This window comes from Nocardiopsis sp. iso_238, assembly GCF_056173325.1.
The window spans coordinates 4,825,730-4,843,731 of sequence record NZ_CM149668.1 but is presented as its reverse complement, the minus strand read 5'-3'; the positions used below and the strand labels follow the sequence as shown (position 1 = coordinate 4,843,731).

At 66.4% G+C, this 18,002-nt stretch carries 9 protein-coding genes and 3 rRNA genes; 6 read left to right on the top strand and 6 right to left on the bottom strand.

The features are described 5' to 3' along the window. Positions 1–463: 463 nt before the first annotated feature. The 5 genes from AC0VYL_RS21900 to AC0VYL_RS21880 all read left to right on the top strand — a co-directional run bounded on the left by AC0VYL_RS21900 (position 464) and on the right by AC0VYL_RS21880 (position 9,935). A 16S ribosomal RNA gene (locus AC0VYL_RS21900) occupies positions 464–1,996 on the top strand. A 317-nt stretch (positions 1,997–2,313) separates the two neighbouring features. Continuing rightward, positions 2,314–5,403: ribosomal RNA gene (locus AC0VYL_RS21895) — 23S ribosomal RNA — on the top strand. A 97-nt stretch (positions 5,404–5,500) separates the two neighbouring features. Continuing rightward, positions 5,501–5,616, top strand: a 5S ribosomal RNA gene (gene rrf, locus AC0VYL_RS21890). Together the 16S, 23S and 5S rRNA genes form the textbook arrangement of a ribosomal RNA operon. 222 nt (positions 5,617–5,838) lie before the next feature. Beyond that, a complete protein-coding gene (locus AC0VYL_RS21885; protein WP_475481365.1) occupies positions 5,839–6,480 on the top strand; it encodes a class I SAM-dependent methyltransferase in 642 nt (213 codons plus the stop codon). Between the two features lie 608 nt (positions 6,481–7,088). Continuing rightward, on the top strand, positions 7,089–9,935 hold the full coding sequence (locus AC0VYL_RS21880) for a transglycosylase domain-containing protein (protein ID WP_475481364.1): 2,847 nt from the start codon (positions 7,089–7,091) through the stop codon (positions 9,933–9,935). Between the two features lie 38 nt (positions 9,936–9,973). Here AC0VYL_RS21880 and AC0VYL_RS21875 read toward each other — a convergent pair whose 3' ends face one another. From AC0VYL_RS21875 to AC0VYL_RS21860, 4 genes are all read right to left on the bottom strand, one after another. After that, positions 9,974–11,026 carry a prenyltransferase/squalene oxidase repeat-containing protein gene (locus AC0VYL_RS21875; RefSeq protein ID WP_475481363.1) on the bottom strand — a complete coding sequence of 351 codons (1,053 nt, stop codon included), beginning with the start codon at positions 11,024–11,026 and terminating at the stop codon, positions 9,974–9,976. Beyond that, a complete protein-coding gene (locus AC0VYL_RS21870) occupies positions 11,026–11,754 on the bottom strand; it encodes a class I SAM-dependent methyltransferase (protein ID WP_475463179.1) in 729 nt (242 codons plus the stop codon). The genes AC0VYL_RS21875 and AC0VYL_RS21870 overlap by 1 nt, the downstream gene beginning before the upstream one ends. 41 nt (positions 11,755–11,795) lie before the next feature. Continuing rightward, on the bottom strand, positions 11,796–13,157 hold the full coding sequence (locus tag AC0VYL_RS21865; RefSeq protein WP_475481362.1) for a glycosyltransferase family 4 protein: 1,362 nt from the start codon (positions 13,155–13,157) through the stop codon (positions 11,796–11,798). Between the two features lie 156 nt (positions 13,158–13,313). Next, entirely contained in the window at positions 13,314–14,345 is a 1,032-nt protein-coding gene (locus AC0VYL_RS21860; protein WP_475481361.1) for an MBL fold metallo-hydrolase, read from the bottom strand. 370 nt (positions 14,346–14,715) lie between these two features. Between AC0VYL_RS21860 and AC0VYL_RS21855 the strand changes: the two genes are divergently transcribed. After that, complete coding sequence (locus tag AC0VYL_RS21855) at positions 14,716–15,354, top strand: TetR family transcriptional regulator (RefSeq protein ID WP_475455489.1); 639 nt, start codon at positions 14,716–14,718, stop codon at positions 15,352–15,354. Between the two features lie 35 nt (positions 15,355–15,389). Here the strand turns inward: AC0VYL_RS21855 and AC0VYL_RS21850 are convergent, their stop codons facing one another. Further along, positions 15,390–16,832 carry an RNA polymerase sigma factor gene (locus tag AC0VYL_RS21850; RefSeq protein WP_475481360.1) on the bottom strand — a complete coding sequence of 481 codons (1,443 nt, stop codon included), beginning with the start codon at positions 16,830–16,832 and terminating at the stop codon, positions 15,390–15,392. A 150-nt stretch (positions 16,833–16,982) separates the two neighbouring features. Beyond that, positions 16,983–17,981 carry a quinolinate synthase NadA gene (gene nadA / locus AC0VYL_RS21845; RefSeq protein ID WP_475455486.1) on the bottom strand — a complete coding sequence of 333 codons (999 nt, stop codon included), beginning with the start codon at positions 17,979–17,981 and terminating at the stop codon, positions 16,983–16,985. Positions 17,982–18,002 lie beyond the last annotated feature (21 nt).

Below are 18,002 nucleotides of genomic sequence, written 5' to 3'. Positions count from 1 at the left end.
GACATCCTCCCGAAGCAGAGTGGTTCGAGCAGTCGCTCGGAGCATGTAGGCTCGGGGAGTTGCTTCAAAAGCCCGGCGGAAACGCAGAGCGGACGAGGCACCGGGAATTCTTTCTCCGGATCAGGTTTGAAAGCGAAAACGCCGATTTGGCGGGGCGCGGAACACCTGATAAAGTAAAGACACAACACAGCGAAGAAGCCGCTAAAGCGGTGGAAACGCAGAGGCCTTCTCCGGAAGAGCAGACGGAGCCTTGAGGTTCTGGCGCTTGTACGGGAAGAGCGATTGTTTCTTGAGAACTCAACAGCGCGTGTTTGATTTTCTTTAAGCCATGTTTGTTTTGGCCCCGACGCACTTCGGTGCGTAGGGTTCCTTTGATTAACCAACGCGAGTTGGTTGGTCAGGATTTCTTCTAGGTTTACTCGCCCCAGGCTGACCTCTGGTCGCCGGGACGGGTTGTTTGACCTTTATGGAGAGTTTGATCCTGGCTCAGGACGAACGCTGGCGGCGTGCTTAACACATGCAAGTCGAGCGGTAAGGCCCTTCGGGGTACACGAGCGGCGAACGGGTGAGTAACACGTGAGCAACCTGCCCCTGACTCCGGGATAAGCGGTGGAAACGCCGTCTAATACCGGATACGACCCGCCACCTCATGGTGGAGGGTGGAAAGTTTTATCGGTCAGGGATGGGCTCGCGGCCTATCAGCTTGTTGGTGGGGTAACGGCCTACCAAGGCGATTACGGGTAGCCGGCCTGAGAGGGCGACCGGCCACACTGGGACTGAGACACGGCCCAGACTCCTGCGGGAGGCAGCAGTGGGGAATATTGCACAATGGGCGAAAGCCTGATGCAGCGACGCCGCGTGGGGGATGACGGCCTTCGGGTTGTAAACCTCTTTTACCACCAACGCAGGCTCCACGTTCTCGTGGGGTTGACGGTAGGTGGGGAATAAGGACCGGCTAACTACGTGCCAGCAGCCGCGGTAATACGTAGGGTCCGAGCGTTGTCCGGAATTATTGGGCGTAAAGAGCTCGTAGGCGGCATGTCGCGTCTGCTGTGAAAGACCGGGGCTTAACTCCGGTTCTGCAGTGGATACGGGCATGCTAGAGGTAGGTAGGGGAGACTGGAATTCCTGGTGTAGCGGTGAAATGCGCAGATATCAGGAGGAACACCGGTGGCGAAGGCGGGTCTCTGGGCCTTACCTGACGCTGAGGAGCGAAAGCATGGGGAGCGAACAGGATTAGATACCCTGGTAGTCCATGCCGTAAACGTTGGGCGCTAGGTGTGGGGACTTTCCACGGTTTCCGCGCCGTAGCTAACGCATTAAGCGCCCCGCCTGGGGAGTACGGCCGCAAGGCTAAAACTCAAAGGAATTGACGGGGGCCCGCACAAGCGGCGGAGCATGTTGCTTAATTCGACGCAACGCGAAGAACCTTACCAAGGTTTGACATCACCCGTGGACCTGTAGAGATACAGGGTCATTTAGTTGGTGGGTGACAGGTGGTGCATGGCTGTCGTCAGCTCGTGTCGTGAGATGTTGGGTTAAGTCCCGCAACGAGCGCAACCCTTGTTCCATGTTGCCAGCACGTAATGGTGGGGACTCATGGGAGACTGCCGGGGTCAACTCGGAGGAAGGTGGGGACGACGTCAAGTCATCATGCCCCTTATGTCTTGGGCTGCAAACATGCTACAATGGCCGGTACAATGGGCGTGCGATACCGTAAGGTGGAGCGAATCCCTTAAAGCCGGTCTCAGTTCGGATTGGGGTCTGCAACTCGACCCCATGAAGGTGGAGTCGCTAGTAATCGCGGATCAGCAACGCCGCGGTGAATACGTTCCCGGGCCTTGTACACACCGCCCGTCACGTCATGAAAGTCGGCAACACCCGAAACTTGTGGCCTAACCCTTCGGGGAGGGAATGAGTGAAGGTGGGGCTGGCGATTGGGACGAAGTCGTAACAAGGTAGCCGTACCGGAAGGTGCGGCTGGATCACCTCCTTTCTAAGGAGTCTTTTGAAGACCAACACCTTTCTATCGTTGGTCGGACTCGAAAGTGGACCTCACACCCTTCGGGGTGATGGGGAGTGGCTCATAGAAAATTGAACTTCACCTCCGGCGACTAGAAGCGTCGGGGGGCGCGCTGTTGGGTATCTGAGGAAGCAATCGCGGCCATCGGCTCTCTTTTTGGGGGGTGGGTGGCCGAGTTGGTTCCCGCTACCACCTCTGAGAACTCCCAGCTGGTCTGGTGTGAGGTATCGGAGTTTGTGGTTGGTGTTTTGATTTGTGAATAGTGTGCGCGAGCATCTTATTATCTGTAGTGGCCAAGTGATAGTGGCACACGGTGGATGCCTTGGCATCAGGCGCCGATGAAGGACGTGGGAGGCCACGATAGGCCGCGGGGAGCTGTCAACCGAGCTTTGATCCGCGGGTGTCCGAATGGGGAAACCTAGCCCGAGTTGTGTCGGGTTGCCGCTACCTGAATGTATAGGGTAGTTGGTGGTGACGCGGGGAAGTGAAACATCTCAGTACCCGTAGGAAGAGTAAACAACAGTGATTCTCCTAGTAGTGGTGAGCGAACGGGGAAGAGGCTAAACCGTGCGCGTGTGATAGACGACAGTCGTTGCGTGTGCGGGGTTGTGGGATGCATCTTTTCAGGTCTGTCGGCCTGGAGCGCTGATGATTTTTCTAGCTGAATCCGTTGGGAAGCGGTACCGGAGTGGGTGAGAGTCCCGTAGGTGAAGGAAGAGTCTAGGTGTTGATGTTCTCCCGAGTAGCGCGGAGCCCGAGAAATTCCGTGTGAATCTGGCAGGACCACCTGCTAAGCCAAAATACGTCCTGATGACCGATAGTGCACTAGTACCGTGAGGGAAAGGTGAAAAGTGCCCCGGTGAGGGGTCGTGAAATAGTACCTGAAACCGTGTGCTGTCAAGCCGTCAGAGCAGTCCTTCGGGGTTGTGATGGCGTGCCTTTTGAAGAATGAGCCTGCGAGTCATGGTGTGTGGCGAGGTTAACCCGGGTGGGGTAGCCGTAGGGAAACCGAGTCTGAATAGGGCGTTTGAGTCGCATGCTGTGGACCCGAAGCGGAGTGATCTACCCATGTCCAGGGTGAAGCGGGGGTAAGACCTCGTGGAGGCCCGAACCCACCAGAGTTGAAAATCTGGGGGATGAGGTGTGGGTAGGGGTGAAAGGCCAATCAAACTCCGTGATAGCTGGTTCTCCCCGAAATGCATTTAGGTGCAGCGTCGCGTGTTTCTTGCTGGAGGTAGAGCTACTGTTTGGCTGATGGGCCCTACAAGGTTACTGACGTCAGACAAACTCCGAATGCCGGTTAAGTGAAGCGTGGCAGTGAGACTGCGGGGGATAAGCTTCGTAGTCGAGAGGGAAACAGCCCAGATCATCAGCTAAGGCCCCTAAGCGTGTGCTAAGTGGGAAAGGTTGTGGAGTTGCCCAGACAACCAGGAGGTTGGCTTAGAAGCAGCCATCCTTTAAAGAGTGCGTAATAGCTCACTGGTCAAGTGGTTCTGCGCCGATAATGTAGCGGGGCTTAAGTACACCGCCGAAGCTGTGAAGTCCAAGTTTATTCTTGGGTTGGTAGGGGAGCGTCGTGCATCCAGTGAAGCTGCCGAGTGATCGAGTGGTGGAGGGTGTGCGAGTGAGAATGCAGGCATGAGTAGCGAAAGCAACGTGAGAAACGTTGCCGCCGATTGACTAAGGGTTCCTGGGGCAGGTTAATCCGCCCAGGGTGAGTCTGGACCTAAGGCGAGGCCGACAGGCGTAGTCGATGGATAACGGGTTGATATTCCCGTACCCGTGCACGAGCGTCCAGTATCGAATCAGGTGATGCTAACCACGCTGGTTCTTGGTGGTCCCTTCGGGGAGTGCCTCTGAACTGGTCTGGGACCCGAGCTTGTAGTAGGTAAGTGATGGGGTGACGCAGGAGGGTAGCTCTACCCGGCGGTGGTTGTCCGGGGGTAAGCGTGTAGGCCGAGGGGTAGGTAAATCCGCCTCTCATGAAGGTTGAGACGTGATGCCGAGCCGTTTTTGGCGAAGTGAGTGATCCCATGCTGTCGAGAAAAGCCTCTAGCGAGTTCGTGTGTGGCCAGTACCCTAAACCGACGCAGGTGGTCAGGTAGAGAATACCGAGGCGTTCGGGTGAACCATGGTTAAGGAACTCGGCAAATTGTCCCCGTAACTTTGGGAGAAGGGGAGCCCTGTCCGGTGAAGAAGCATGCCTTCGGAGCTGGGTGGGGTCGCAGATAGCGGGGGGAAGCGACTGTTTATTAAAAACACAGGTCCGTGCGAAGTCGTAAGACGCTGTATACGGACTGACGCCTGCCCGGTGCTGGAACGTTAAGAGGACTGGTTAGTGGGTTTCGGCCCGCGAAGCTAGGAATCTAAGCGCCAGTAAACGGCGGTGGTAACTATAACCATCCTAAGGTAGCGAAATTCCTTGTCGGGTAAGTTCCGACCTGCACGAATGGCGTAACGACTTCCCCACTGTCTCAACCATGGGCCCGGTGAAATTGCACTACGAGTAAAGATGCTCGTTTCGCGCAGCAGGACGGAAAGACCCCGGGACCTTCACTATAGCTTGACATTGGTGTTTGGGATGGTTTGTGTAGGATAGGTGGGAGCCTGTGAGACTGTCACGCTAGTGGCGGTGGAGGCGTTGGTGAAATACCACTCTGACTGTTTCGGGCATCTAACTTTGGACCGTGATCCGGTTCGGGGACAGTGTCTGGTGGGTAGTTTAACTGGGGCGGTTGCCTCCCAAAGAGTAACGGAGGCGCCCAAAGGTTCCCTCAGCCTGGTTGGTAATCAGGTGTTGAGTGTAAGTGCACAAGGGAGCTTGACTGTGAGACGGACGTGTCGAGCAGGAGCGAAAGCTGGGACTAGTGATCCGGCACCGGCGTGTGGAAGCGGTGTCGCTCAACGGCTAAAAGGTACCCCGGGGATAACAGGCTGATCTTCCCCAAGAGTCCATATCGACGGGATGGTTTGGCACCTCGATGTCGGCTCGTCGCATCCTGGGGCTGGAGTTGGTCCCAAGGGTTGGGCTGTTCGCCCATTAAAGCGGCACGCGAGCTGGGTTTAGAACGTCGTGAGACAGTTCGGTCCCTATCCGCTGTGCGCGTTGGAGACTTGAGAAGGGCTGTCCCTAGTACGAGAGGACCGGGACGGACGAACCTCTGGTGTGCCAGTTGTCCTGCCAAGGGCATGGCTGGTTGGCTACGTTCGGGAGAGATAACCGCTGAAAGCATCTAAGCGGGAAGCTTGCTTCGAGATGAGGTCTCCTGCCTCCTTGAGAGGGTAAGACTCCCTGTAGACGACAGGGTTGATAGGCCGGGTGTGGAAGCCTTGTGAGGGGTGGAGCTGACCGGTACTAATAGGTCGAGGGCTTGTCCGCTGCAGATAATTGGATGTTCGCGCACACTTTGTTCACGAAGCTTGCTCGTGGCTGTCATTCCCTTTCGGGGTTGAGTGGTGGTTGTGGGTGTTGGTTTCCGTGGTGGTTTTGGCAGGAGGGTCACACCCGGTCTCATTCCGAACCCGGTCGTTAAGTCTCCTTGCGCTGATGGTACTGCCCTGTGATGGGGTGGGAGAGTAGGTCGCCGCCACGGTTTTTCTTAGAAGGGGAGGGGAAGGGTTCACGCCTTGGGGTGTGGGTTCTTCTCCTTCTCTTTTTTGTTGCCCTGGTTTGTGCGTTTGTGAAAATGGTGCTGGGCAGGCCTGTGTGGGTGGGGGGTGGCCATGGCGGGTTTGTGGGCCTGCGGACAACCTCCGACAAGGCGATCGTCCGGGGTGCTGGCGGTGCCGTTTTCCCGCGATGGGAGAATTTCCCCATGACGAAGACAATCCCCGAGGACCTGCTGGCGGCCGCTGAGGCGGCGACCGGTTTCATGCCCACTGACGAGGGGACGGCCCTCTTCGAGGCCGCCCTGGAGTACGCGGATCGCGGCCCCGTCGTGGAGATCGGCACCTACTGCGGCAAGTCCACCGTGTTCCTCGGTGCCGCCGCCCGTGTGGGCGGGGCGAAGGTCATCACCGTGGACCACCACCGGGGTTCTGAGGAGCACCAGGAGGGCTGGGAGTACCACGACAGCTCCCTGATCGACCCCGTCACCGGGAGGTTCGACACCCTTCCGCACTTCCGGCACACGATCACGAAGGCGGGCCTGGACGACGAGGTCATCGCGGTCACCGGTGCCTCCGTCGATGTCGCCGCGGTCTGGGGCACGGAGCTGGGCATGCTCTTCATCGACGGCGGGCACAGCGAGACCGCCGCCCAGAACGACTACGAGGGCTGGTCGCCGCACGTGGCCATGGGCGGGGCGCTGGTGATCCACGACGTCTTCCCGAACCCCGAGGACGGGGGTCGGCCGCCCTACAACATCTACTGTCGGGCGCTGGACTCCGGGCAGTTCCGGGAGGTGCGCGTCGTGGGCTCCATGCGGGTCCTGGAACGCGTCCGACACGTCTCCTGAGGCCTGGCGAGGAGGCGTCATTTGTGACGGGGGTCCCTGGAGTCGAATGCGCACGCTCCGTGATTGTTCCTGAGTATGGCAATATTGGTTCAGGAAAGTGAGTGAGCCAACATCCGGACATAGACACGTCTTCGAAGGGTAAGCCTTCGGTAAGAAGTGACCGTGCGGTTACGGATTCGACCTTGACACGGTTACGTGCGGGTATCGTGGCTTCGAGGGTGGAGCGATGATGGTGATTTTCCCCGAAATACCGCTTCAGCCCTGAATCGAACTGAACCGATCAGGGGCACTCGCGCGTCAAACACCAGGACGGCACGGTGCCGGACGTGATTTGCCTTGGGGGCGGGGAGCTGAGCAAGAGCACACACGGCGATGGCGGGACGGACGGACAGCGTCCCGATTCGAACACGCCGGAGACGAACGACACCTCTGCTGAGGAGCTGTCCAGTCCAGCGACCCCCCAGGGTGATGATCTACCCACCAGTGGTGAGGATCAATCCGAAGGGGAGACTTCGGAGTCGGGTACGGAGCCCAACGGCCAACCCGAGCCGGAGTTCATCGCGGGACCCATCGCATTCAAGACGAGCGGCACGTTCCTTCGTGACCGCGTGGCAATGACACTCGCTGAACAGGGCTTCGAGTCCGAGGGGTCGGACTCCGCCGGTGGAGCTGACGACTCCGCCGACGGGTCGGAGCAGGCGGAGACCCAGGTTCCCGAAGAGGTCACCGACGACTCCGCCGCCGAGGCGCCTGTCGCCGGTACGGCCGGGGAGAGTGACGGGGACTCCGCGCGGGCGGCCACCGAGGACGCCGAGCCGGAGGAGAGCCGGACTGAGCAGATCCCGGTTCTGGGGACTGAGGAGACCGACCAGTCCGAGGACACCGTCGAACCGGCGGTGGCTGCCGCGGCCGCCGCTGGCCCCGGGACCCCGTCCGAGCCTGAGGGGGACTCCGCGCTCGAGGCTGACACGGGAAGGGGCTCCGACGAGGAGGCCCGGACCGAGGCCATGCCCGCACCCGCCGCAGGGGCGGTGGCCTTCGCCGCCGCTCCGCCGGAGGGGAACGCCACCGGAGGCGACGGTGCCGAGGGCCCGACCGAGGCCACTCCCGCCGAAAGCGGATCCGGCGAGGGCACCGACCCCGGTGCCTCGGCGGAGGACGCCGCGATGTGGCCGACGCCCCGACGGCTGTCCGACTACGTGTCGGACCAGCCCGGGTCGGAGGGCTCCTCCGGGAGCTCCGACGGTGCGGAGGGTGTCGCGGCGGCCGGTGCCGGCGGTGCCGGGACCCCGGGCGGGCCCGAAGGTCCGACCGACAGCGCCGGGGGCCCGGGTGACGGGTCCGGCAAGAACAAGAAGAAGAAGGCGAAGAAGCCCCTCTGGCTGCGGATCCTCCTGTGGTTCCTCGCCATCACCGGCCTGGGCTTCATCCTGGCCTGCGCCGTCTTCACGTTCTTCTACGTGACCGTCGAGGTCCCGGACGCCGCCAAGGCCGACGCGGTCGAGCAGGGCTCCACCTTCTACTTCGCGGACGGCGAGACGGAGTTCGCCTACCGGGGCACGGACCGCGAGGTCATCGACTACGAGGACATGACGGCCGGCGGCGACCACGTGGTCGAGGCGGTCATCTCCGCCGAGGACCGCGGATTCTGGACCGAGCCCGGTGTCTCGCTGAGCGGCACCATGCGTGCGGCGTGGTCCACCATCACCGGCGAGCAGGTGCAGGGCGGCTCGACCGTCACCCAGCAGATGGTGCGCAACTACTACGAGGGCGTCTCCCTGGAGCAGACCGTGTCCCGCAAGGTCCAGGAGATCATCATCTCCATCAAGGTGGACCAGAGCGAGGACAAGGAGTGGGTGATGGAGCAGTACCTCAATACCATCTACTTCGGTCGCATGTCCTACGGTGTCCAGGCGGCCTCGCAGGCGTACTACCACAAGGACGTCGACGAGCTCACCGCCGAGGAGGCGGCCTTCCTGGCCGCCGCGATCCAGCAGCCGACCCGGTTCGGCCAGGCGGACGTGGAGACCACGCCCGACATGGAGAACCGCTGGCAGTACGTAGTCAACGGCATGGTCACCACCGGGGCGATCACCCAGGCCGAGGCGGACGCCATGGAGTTCCCGGCGCCCGAGCCGGAGAAGACCACGGAGGACCTCAGCGGCTACCGGGGGTACATGCTCCAGGAGGCCATGAGCGAGCTGTCGGACCTCGGCTACACCGAGGACCACATCAACCGCCAGGGCTTCAAGATCGTCACCACGTTCGACAAGGACATGATGGACGCCGCCTACGAGTCGGTGGAGGAGATGGTCGACCCGGAGAGCCTCCCCGAGGGCGTCAACATCGGCCTGACCACCATCGACCCGAAGACCGGTGAGGTGCTGGCCTTCTACGGCGGGCACGACTACCACCTCAACCAGTACGACAGCTCGTTCCTGGGCGCCGCGCAGGCGGGTTCGGCGTTCAAGCCCTACGTGCTGGCCACGGCGTTGGAGCAGGGGTACGGCCTCAACTCCACGGTGGACGGGCGCGGTCCGCAGACCATCCACGGTTCCCGTGTGCAGAACGCGGGCAACGCTCCCGGTGGGGTCATGACGCTCACCCAGGCCACCACGGTGTCCAACAACCTCGGTTTCGTGGAGCTGGCCCAGGAGGTCGGGTTCGAGGAGGTCAGGCAGACCGCCTACGACATGGGCCTGCCTGAGGGGAGCATCGACGACAACCAGCTGGTCCCGGTCATGCCGCTGGGCGCCACGAGCGTCCGCTCGGTCGACCAGGCGAGCGGCTACGCGACCTTCGCCAACGGTGGTGTGCACATGGAGGCGCACGTCATCAAGGAGATCGTCAACCAGGAGGGTGACAACGAGCGGCCGGAGATCGAGGGCGAGCGAGCCCTGGAGGCCTCGACCGCGTCCGACGTCACCTACGCCCTGGAGCAGGCGGTCAGCTCCGGTACCGGTACCGCGGCGCAGCTGTGGGACCACCCGGTGGCGGGCAAGACCGGTACCACCAACGGCAGCGTGGCGGCCTGGTTCGTCGGGTACACCCCGCAGCTGTCCACGGCGATCGGCGTCTACAGCGGGAACAACGAGAGCTTCTACATCCCGGGGCACAACATCTCCGGTGGCGGTCTGCCCGCCCAGATGTGGAAGTCGTACATGAACCGCGCCATGGAGGGCTACGAGCGCGCCTCGTTCCCCGGGCCCGAGTTCGGCGGCACCACGGAGAACTGGGCGCCCGACCCGGCGACCCAGGAGCCGCAGCAGCCGGAGGCACCGGAGGGCGGCGAGCCCGAGGTCCCGGAGGGGCCGGAGACACCCGAGGTGCCGACCGATCCCGAGCCGGAGGTCCCGGACGTTCCGACCTTCCCGGAGAACCCGGAGGGGCCGGGCGAACCGGAGGAGCCGGGGATACCCGAGATACCGCCGGGCCGGGGCGAGGAGACCGGATAGTACGCGAAGGAGGGCCCCACGGGGCCCTCCTCGTGTGTTCAGGCCCCGGTGTGCAGGAAGACCCGCGACCCCGGTGTGGTGCGGGTGAGCGCGTCCACCGCCAGGATGATCGCGGCCGAGGTCCAGGTGCTGCGCTCCACCGGCCAGCGGACCTGCTCCGCGAACTGGTAGCCGGTCCAGTAGACGCCGTCGTCGGCGTCGCGCAGGTGCTGGACGTCCCGCAGGACGCGCACGCCCGTGTCGGTCTCGCCCATGGCGGCCAGCGCCATGACCAGCTCGGAGGACTCCGCCGCCGTCACCCAGGGCTGGTCGCTCACGCAGCGCACACCCAGACCGGGCATGACGAAGGTGTCCCAGCGCTCCGCGATCCGCTCCTTGGCGGCCTCGTCCCGCAGCACGCCGCCGAGGATCGGGTAGAACCAGTCCATCGAGAAGCGGGAACGGTCCGAGAACAGGCCCTCGTCGTGGGTGATCAGCTCGGCCAGCCGGTCCGCCGCCTTGGACCAGTCCGGCCGTTCGCGGCCCAGCCGCGCGCCCAGGGCGGCGCCGCAGCGCAGGGCGTGGTGCACGCTCGCGCACACGGTGAGCAGCGCGTGGTCGCCCGGGGAACCGTCCTCGGAGCGGGCCCACAGGATCTCCCCGTGCTCGCCGCGCAGGCCCAGCACGAACTCCAGTCCGCTCTCCACCACGGGCCACATCCGCTCCGCGAAGGACGCGTCGCCGGTGGTCAGCAGGTGGTGGAGGAGACCCACGGCCGGGTAGGCGGCGTGGTTGGCCTCGCGCAGGGCGGTCACGGGTCGGCCCTGGCGGTACTTGGCGTACCAGCCGCCGTCGGGGTGACGGCTTCCGTCCAACCACAGGTAGGCGCGGCGGGCCGCCTCGGCGTGCTCGGGGACGAGCACACCGGTGACGGTCAGCGCCATGGCGCACTCCACGTGGTCCCACACGTCGGCGTGGCCGCCCGGGAACCACGGGATCACCCCGTCGCCCTCCTGGGTGCGGGCGAGGTAGTCGGCGGACCGGTACAGCTGTTCGGCGCTGAGGACCCCGGGCAGGCGCAGGGCGCCGGGGTCGGACGGTACGGGGGCCATCAGGCGGCCGCGTCGGCGTGCGGCTTGCGCACGTACACGATGACGCTCTTGCCGATGACCGGGTTGAGGAGCCGCTCGGCCACGCGGGTGACCCTGGGGGCCTGGAGCATGTCCCAGACCAGGAGGTCGTGGTAGGCCTTGGCCGCCGGGTGGTCGTTGTTGTCGGTACCCACGGCGCACTTGATCCACCAGTACGGAGCGTGCAGGGCGTGCGCGTGGTGGTGCGGGCCGATCACGAATCCGGTGGCCTTGAGCTTGGCCTCCAGTTCGGCGCGGGTGTAGATGCGGATGTGGCCGCCCTCGTTGGTGTGGTACTCCTCCGAGAGGGCCCAGCAGATGCGCTCGGGCAGGAAACTGGGCACGGTGACGGCCGCGATGCCGCCGGGCCTGAGGACCCGGTAGAGCTCCTTCATGGCGGCGGTGTCGTGCGGCAGGTGCTCGAAGATCTCGGCGGCCACGACGCGGTCGAAGCTGTCGTCGTCGAAGGGCATGTCGAGGGCGTCGCCCTTGACCGTCTCGGCCTTGGCGGAGGAGGGGGCCTCGCCTTCGTGGGCCATGGCCGCGAACATGGTCTCGACGTCGGCGAGGTCGCTCACGTTCTGGTCGAAGGCGACCACGTCGGCGCCGCGGCGGTAGATCTCGAAGGCGTGGCGGCCGCCGCCGCAGCCGAGGTCGAGGACGCGGTGGCCCGGGCCGACGGGGAACAGGTTGAAGTCGACGGTGATCAGTGGAGGCTCCCTAGGGACGGTGCTGCGGGTCGTGCGTGGAGTCAGGCGCCGTTCGCGCGGGCGGCCCGCGCGGGTGCGGGCCGGGTGTCGTCGTCTCCGGTACCGGCGCTGGTCCCCTTGACGGCGTCGATGGTGGTGGCGTAGCGCTGGGCGGTCAGTTCGGCCACGGCCTTCCAGGTGAAACGCTCCTGGACCCGGCGCCAGGCGGCGGCGCCCATGCGCTCGCGTTCGGCGGCGTCGTCGAACAGGGAGGCGAGTTCGGCGGCCAGGAGCTCGGGGTCGCCCGGGGGGATGAGGCGTCCGGCGTCACCGTCGGTGCCGACCACCTCGGGCAGGGCGCCCGCGTGGCTGGCCACGAGGGGGGTGCCGCAGGCCATGGCCTCCACCGCGGGCAGGGAGAAGCCCTCGTAGAAGGAGGGGACGACCGCGACCTCTGCGCTGGAGACGAGTTCTCCCAGCTGCTCGTCGTCGATACCGCTGACGAACTCCACCCGGTCACGCAGGCCGAGTTCGTCGACGAGCTGGTCGGTGGGACCGCCGGGCTTCGGCTTGCTGACGATCCTCAGGGTGGCGTCGCGCTCCGTGGCGAGTTTGGCGGCGGCGCGCAGCAGCACACTGACCCCCTTGAGGGGGCTGTCGGCGCTGGCGGTGCAGACGATCCGGCCGGGGACGCGCTCGACGTCGGGGCGCGGGTGGAAGTACCGGGTGTCCACGCCGAGCGGGGTGACCTCCATGGTGGCGGGGTCGACGCCGAACTCGCGGGCGATGTCGTCGGCGGAGGACTGGGAGGGGACCAGGATCGGGTCGAGGCGGCGGGCCACCCGGGCCTGCATCCTCACGAAGCCGTACCAGCGGCGCTTGGAGAGCTTCTGGAGGCCCCGGGCCTCCTCGATCTCGATCCGGCGGTCCACGCTGATGGGGTGGTGGATGGTAGTGACCAGCGGAAGCCCGGCGGACTTGATGCCGAGCAGGCCCCAGCCGAGGGTCTGGTTGTCGTGGACGACGTCGAACTCACCGAGGCGGCGGCGGAGCTCGCGGTTGGCGCGCAGGGAGTAGGTGAGGGGTTCGGGGAACCCGGCGGTCCACATGGTGGCGACCTCCAGGACGTCGATCCAGTCGCGCCACTCGCGCACGGGGGGCGCGACGAACGGGTTGACGTCGTTGTAGAGGTCGAGGGAGGGGAGCTTCTCCAGGGTGACGCCCTCGTCGAGGACGGGGTAGGGCTGCCCGGAGAAGACGGTGACCTCGTGACCGAGCGCGGCCAGTTCGCGTGACAGGTGGCGGACGTAGACTCCCTGCCCGCCCACGTGCTGTTTGCTGCGGTACGACAGGAGGGCGACGCGCAGGGGGCGGTCGCCGGAGGGCCGTGGGGTCGGTTCCGTGCTGGTGCCCGACTGGGTCAAGAGTCCACCTCTTCGTTGGATCGCGTGCCCGGTCGCCGCCGTTGGTGTCCCGGCCCTGGCCGGAGCCACTGGTGGGCGGCTGCTGGGATGCTGCGCGCCCCCATATGTTACTCGCGAGTTCACTCGGGGTCGGCGCCGGGCATCAGGTACAGGGGATCATATTCGGGGCGTGGTCCCCGGGGTGACGCTGGCCCAGCGGGGGAGGTGTGCGGGTCCCTCGCGGGCGACGCGGCCGCGCTCCTCCAGCAGTCGCAGGTGCGCGGCGGTCTCGGAGGCGGCCATGTGCCGGGCCAGGGGGCGCATGTCCGCCCAGGCGCGCCGCCACTCCAGTCGTGACGTGAGCTCCCAGAGGGTGGTGGGGCCCTGGCCGACCAGACGCACCATGAGGTCCAGCCGCTCCTCGTGGTGGTCGACGATCTCCTCGGCGCGCTCGGTCAGCCCGGAGAAGCGCGTCTCGTGTGAGGGAAGACATAGGAGCCGGTCCGCGCCGGGCAGGCGGCCGATCCGGGCCTGGGAGGCGAGGAAGTCACCGAGGGGGTCGCCCTCGGCCGAGTCCAGGGGGAACTGGCCCACGTGCGGGGTGATGCGCGGCAGGACGTGGTCGCCGGTGAAGAGGAGGTCGCGTCCGGCCAGGTGCAGGCACAGGTGCCCGGGGGTGTGGCCGGGCGTCCACACGGCGCGCAGGTCCAGGCCGGGGAGGTCGACACGCTCGCCGTCGTCGAGGGAGGCGTCGGGGAGCGCGGGCGGCCGGAAGACGGTGGGGGAGTCGCGGAAGGCCTCGACGTCCTGCTGGGGGAAGCCCGCGCGGACCATCTGCTCGATCACGGAGGCGGCGCGTTCGTCGTCGGTGCGCCCCTCCTGGCGGCGCAGGACCTCGGCGTCGGCGGGGTGCATGGCGATCCAGGCGCCGGAGGCCTCTCGTAGGCGGCCGGTGAGCCCGGAGTGGTCGGCGTGGAAGTGGGTCACGACGGCGCCCCGGACCTCATCCACCCGGTGGCCCGCCTGTCGGAGGCCGCAGACCAGGGCGTCCCAGGAGTCGTCGTGGTTCCAGCCGGTGTCGACGAGGACGGGGCCGCCGGGCGTGTCGAGGGCGTAGACGTAGGTGAACCCGATGGGGTTGTGGGGGACCGGCACGGGGATGCTCCACAACCCCTCACCCAGATCCTCCACTGGGGGAACCTCACGCATCCTGGCCCGACCTCTCCACTGGAAACCGAATCTGGTTCGATTCTAGGGAAGCGTCCTTCGGGGCGTGCGGGCGGTGGGTGCCTCCGAGGGCCGGTCGCGGCCCGGACGATTTCGGCCCGACAAAATAGAACATATTCTACAAAGGTCGGGGCGCCTTCCTGAAAGTTGCCGTCAAGCCCTCGTATTGCCTCTGCCACGTCGGGCAATGAGGCGAGGATCATGGGTTCCAGGCGCTGTGATCAAGGGAATTCGTTGGATAACGTGTTCTCGTGAGCCGGGTCGTCGGGCGGGGAGTCCACCCGGTGCGGTCGACCTCGGCGCCGTGGACACGACGGCGACGCGCGGACCGAAGACGAATGGGAGAGACCCTGTGGCGGTGCAGGCACCGATCGGAACGATGACACGGACTCAGACCCAACGTCGTCGGCGCATCGTCCAGACCGCGGCCGCACTGGCCGTGCGCGGGGGCGTGGAGGCGATGCAGATGCGTTCGGTCGCCGAACGCGCGGGGGTCGCCCTCGGCACGCTCTACCGCTACTTCCCCTCCAAGATGGACCTGGTCGTGGCCGTGGTCACCGAGGAGCTCGACCTCCTGGAGGGCGGCATCGTCCGCCGACCGCCCACCGCCGACAGCCCCTCCGGCCGCGCGGTGGACGTCCTGCTCCGCGCCACGCGCGGCCTCATGCGCGAGCCCGAACTGGCCGACGCCCTGGTGCGGTCCCTGATCATGGCCGAGGTCAAGATCGAGCTCGACGTGCGCATCAGCGACCTGGTGTGGCGGGTGGCCACCGGCAACCTGGAGGGCGCGGTCACCACCGACGGGCCCCGGGACGACGAGGCGGAGACCGGCACCGACGTGGACCGCGACAGCACCGGATACGTCCTGGTCGGCGCGCTCACCAGCGTCTGGATCTTCGAGCTGGTGGAGATCCTCAAGGGACGCCGCGACATCGACGAGGTCGAGGGGCGGCTCCAGACCGCCGCGAGCCGCCTGCTCTCCTCCTTCTAGCGGATCCGGCGCCCGGCCGCCCAGGGCTGAGCGGGCTACTCGTCCGGTTGGTCGGCCTCGCTCTGACCGCTCCCGAACAACAGCCCCAGCAGGCCGCCGAGCAGACCGGAGGAACCGTTCCCCGGAGCCGCGCCCCCGTCTCCGGGGGGATCCTCCTCGTCGGCGCCCTGGCCGGGGTCGGGGTCCTGCGCCGGGGGACCCGGCGCGCTCGGCGCCTCCCCCGGGTCGTCGGGTGTGCCGCCGCCGCGTTCGGGCGGCCCCTCGCGCTCCTCGTCCTCCGGCCCGTTCGGGCCGCCGCTGGGATCGTCGTCCGGCGCGTCCGCCCCGGGGCTCTCGGCGCCCGCGTCCCCGGTGACCGTGACCGGGGTCGGCTCGGTCCCCGGCTTGCCGTCGGAGGCGGTGGAGACCGCCTCCGCCTCGGACAGGCCCGGACGCTGGCCCGGCAGTACCGGGCCCGAGTCGATCATGGTGGTGGGGTCGCCCACCGAACTGGCCCACCACCACAGCCCCACCGCCACCGCGACAGTGGCCAGCCCGGAGATCGCGGGCAGCGGCCAGCGCCGACGCCCGGTGTCGGTGACCTCGTCGAGCGGGTCGTGGTCGGGGGAGGGCAGCGGGGAGCGCGCGTCGTCGCGCACGGGGTGGTCGGCGGTGGTCAGGAGGTCGCCGGGCAGGGCACGGGGGAGCGGGACCTCGACGGGCCCGCTCTCTTCGGGGTCCTCGACCACCGGTGCGCCCGGCGGGCGTGAGCGGTGGACCGGGTAGCCGTCGGCCGTGAGCGGCTGCATGGCGGCGGAGATCCGGGAGCGCTCCTCGGCGGCGTCGGGCGCGGTGCAGGTGTGCACGACCCGGTCGCGTAGACCGGGCGGGGCGCCGGGCGGACGCAGCAGGGCCAGCGCGGAGGAGACCTGGTGCACCTGGGTGCGCCAGGTGCCGCTCGGGGTGTCCTCGTCGGGTTCGGGCGCGGGCGCGGGGAGCTCCTCCAGCCCCTCCGCCGCGCGGCGGATCGCGGAGCGGGACAGTTCGCCGCAGATCCTCGGCTCCAGTCCCAGGACCCGGGAGACGGCCGAGGTGGACAGCGCGTGGCGCAGGTTCAGTTCGACCAGTTCGCGGTGGCTGGCGGGCAGGCGCGAGAACATCCGCGCGACCGGGGCCTCGTCGGGCACGGTGGCCAGGCGCGTGTAGGGGCAGGTCGGCGCGAATCCGCGCCGCTGGCAGGCGGCGCGGACGAGGGCGAAGAGCCAGGGGCCCCGGTCGGCGGGGTCGCTGAGTCTGGACTCCAGTCCGATCCCGGCGACGAGGGCCTCGTGGACGGCGTCGGTGACCGGGTCCTCGTCGGGGCGGTCGGCGCCGTCGGTGTACTGGTCGGGATCGCCCAACAGGGACCACGCGTACCGGTAGAGCGGCTGCGCGAACGCGTCGTGCAGCGCCTCGACGGTCTCCGCCTCCGGTACGCCTGTTTCGTTACCTCTGGTCACGATTCTCCCCCCGCTCCTGAGGTGACGCTAGCGAGGGGAGGCGTCTGGTGTGGGCGAATGGATCAGCTGTGGCTGGAAGGTGAGACTTCTGTTACCGTCCAGGCGCGTGCGGCGCCACGCGCACGCGCGCCTCCTCGCCCGACGCGACGGCTACTCGCCGCCCCGTGAGGGCTGTCCGATGGCGACCATCCGCTCCACGGAGCGGCGGGCCCGCTCGGCGGTCCCGGGGTCCACCAGGATCTCGGTGGTGCCGTGCCGGAGCGAGTTCAGCAGCTTGTCGGCGTCGATCATCTTCATGTAGTGGCACTCGGCGCGCGAGTTGACCGCCTCGAACTCCGTGGTGGAGTTGGCGTTGCGCAGCTGGTGGAGCATGCCGGTCTCGGTGGCGATCAGCACCTTCTTGGCGGTGGTGTTCTCCGCGGCGCTGAGCATCCCGCCGGTGGAGAGGACCTTGACCCGCTCCTCGGGGACGGCTCCGCTGCCCACGAGGTAGAGGGCGGAGGTGGCGCAGCCGCACTCGGGGTGGACGTACACCTCGGCGTCGGGCTCGGAGGCGACCCGCTCACGCAGGGTGTGGCCGTCGATCCCGGCGTGCACGTGGCACTCGCCCATCCAGATGTGGATGTTCTCGCGGCCGGTGACCCGCTTGACGTGGGCGCCCAGGAACTGGTCCGGGAGGAAGAGGATCTCCCTGTCCTCCGGGATGGACCGGATGACGTCGGCGGCGTTGGACGAGGTGCAGCAGATGTCGGTCTCGGCCTTGACCGCCGCCGTGGTGTTGACGTAGGCGACCACGACCGCGCCGGGGTGCTGGGCCTTCCAGGCGCGCACGTCCTCGGCGGTGATGGTGTCCGCCAGCGAGCACCCCGCGTTGGGGTCGGGCAGCAGAATGGTCTTCTCCGGCGCGAGGATCTTGGCGGTCTCGGCCATGAAGTGCACGCCGCAGAAGACGATGGTGCCGGCGTCCACGCTCGCGGCGAGCCGGGACAGTGCCAGGGAGTCGCCGGTGTGGTGGGCGACGTCCTGGATTTCCGGGCGCTGGTAGTTGTGCGCGAGGATGACAGCGTCGCGCTCCTCTGCCAGGCGGCGGACCTCGGTGGCCCACTCCTGCCTGGTCATGGTGTCCGCCGTCGCGGTGACCGATGCCATGTCCTACTACTTCCTTGGGGC

Coding starts and splice junctions, on each gene's coding strand:
- AC0VYL_RS21885 (WP_475481365.1), top strand. CDS start 5,839: ATGACGAAGACAATCCCCGAGGACCTGCTGGCGGCCGCTGAGGCGGCG.
- AC0VYL_RS21875 (WP_475481363.1), bottom strand. CDS start 11,026: ATGGCCCCCGTACCGTCCGACCCCGGCGCCCTGCGCCTGCCCGGGGTC.
- AC0VYL_RS21860 (WP_475481361.1), bottom strand. CDS start 14,345: ATGCGTGAGGTTCCCCCAGTGGAGGATCTGGGTGAGGGGTTGTGGAGC.
- nadA (WP_475455486.1), bottom strand. CDS start 17,981: ATGGCATCGGTCACCGCGACGGCGGACACCATGACCAGGCAGGAGTGG.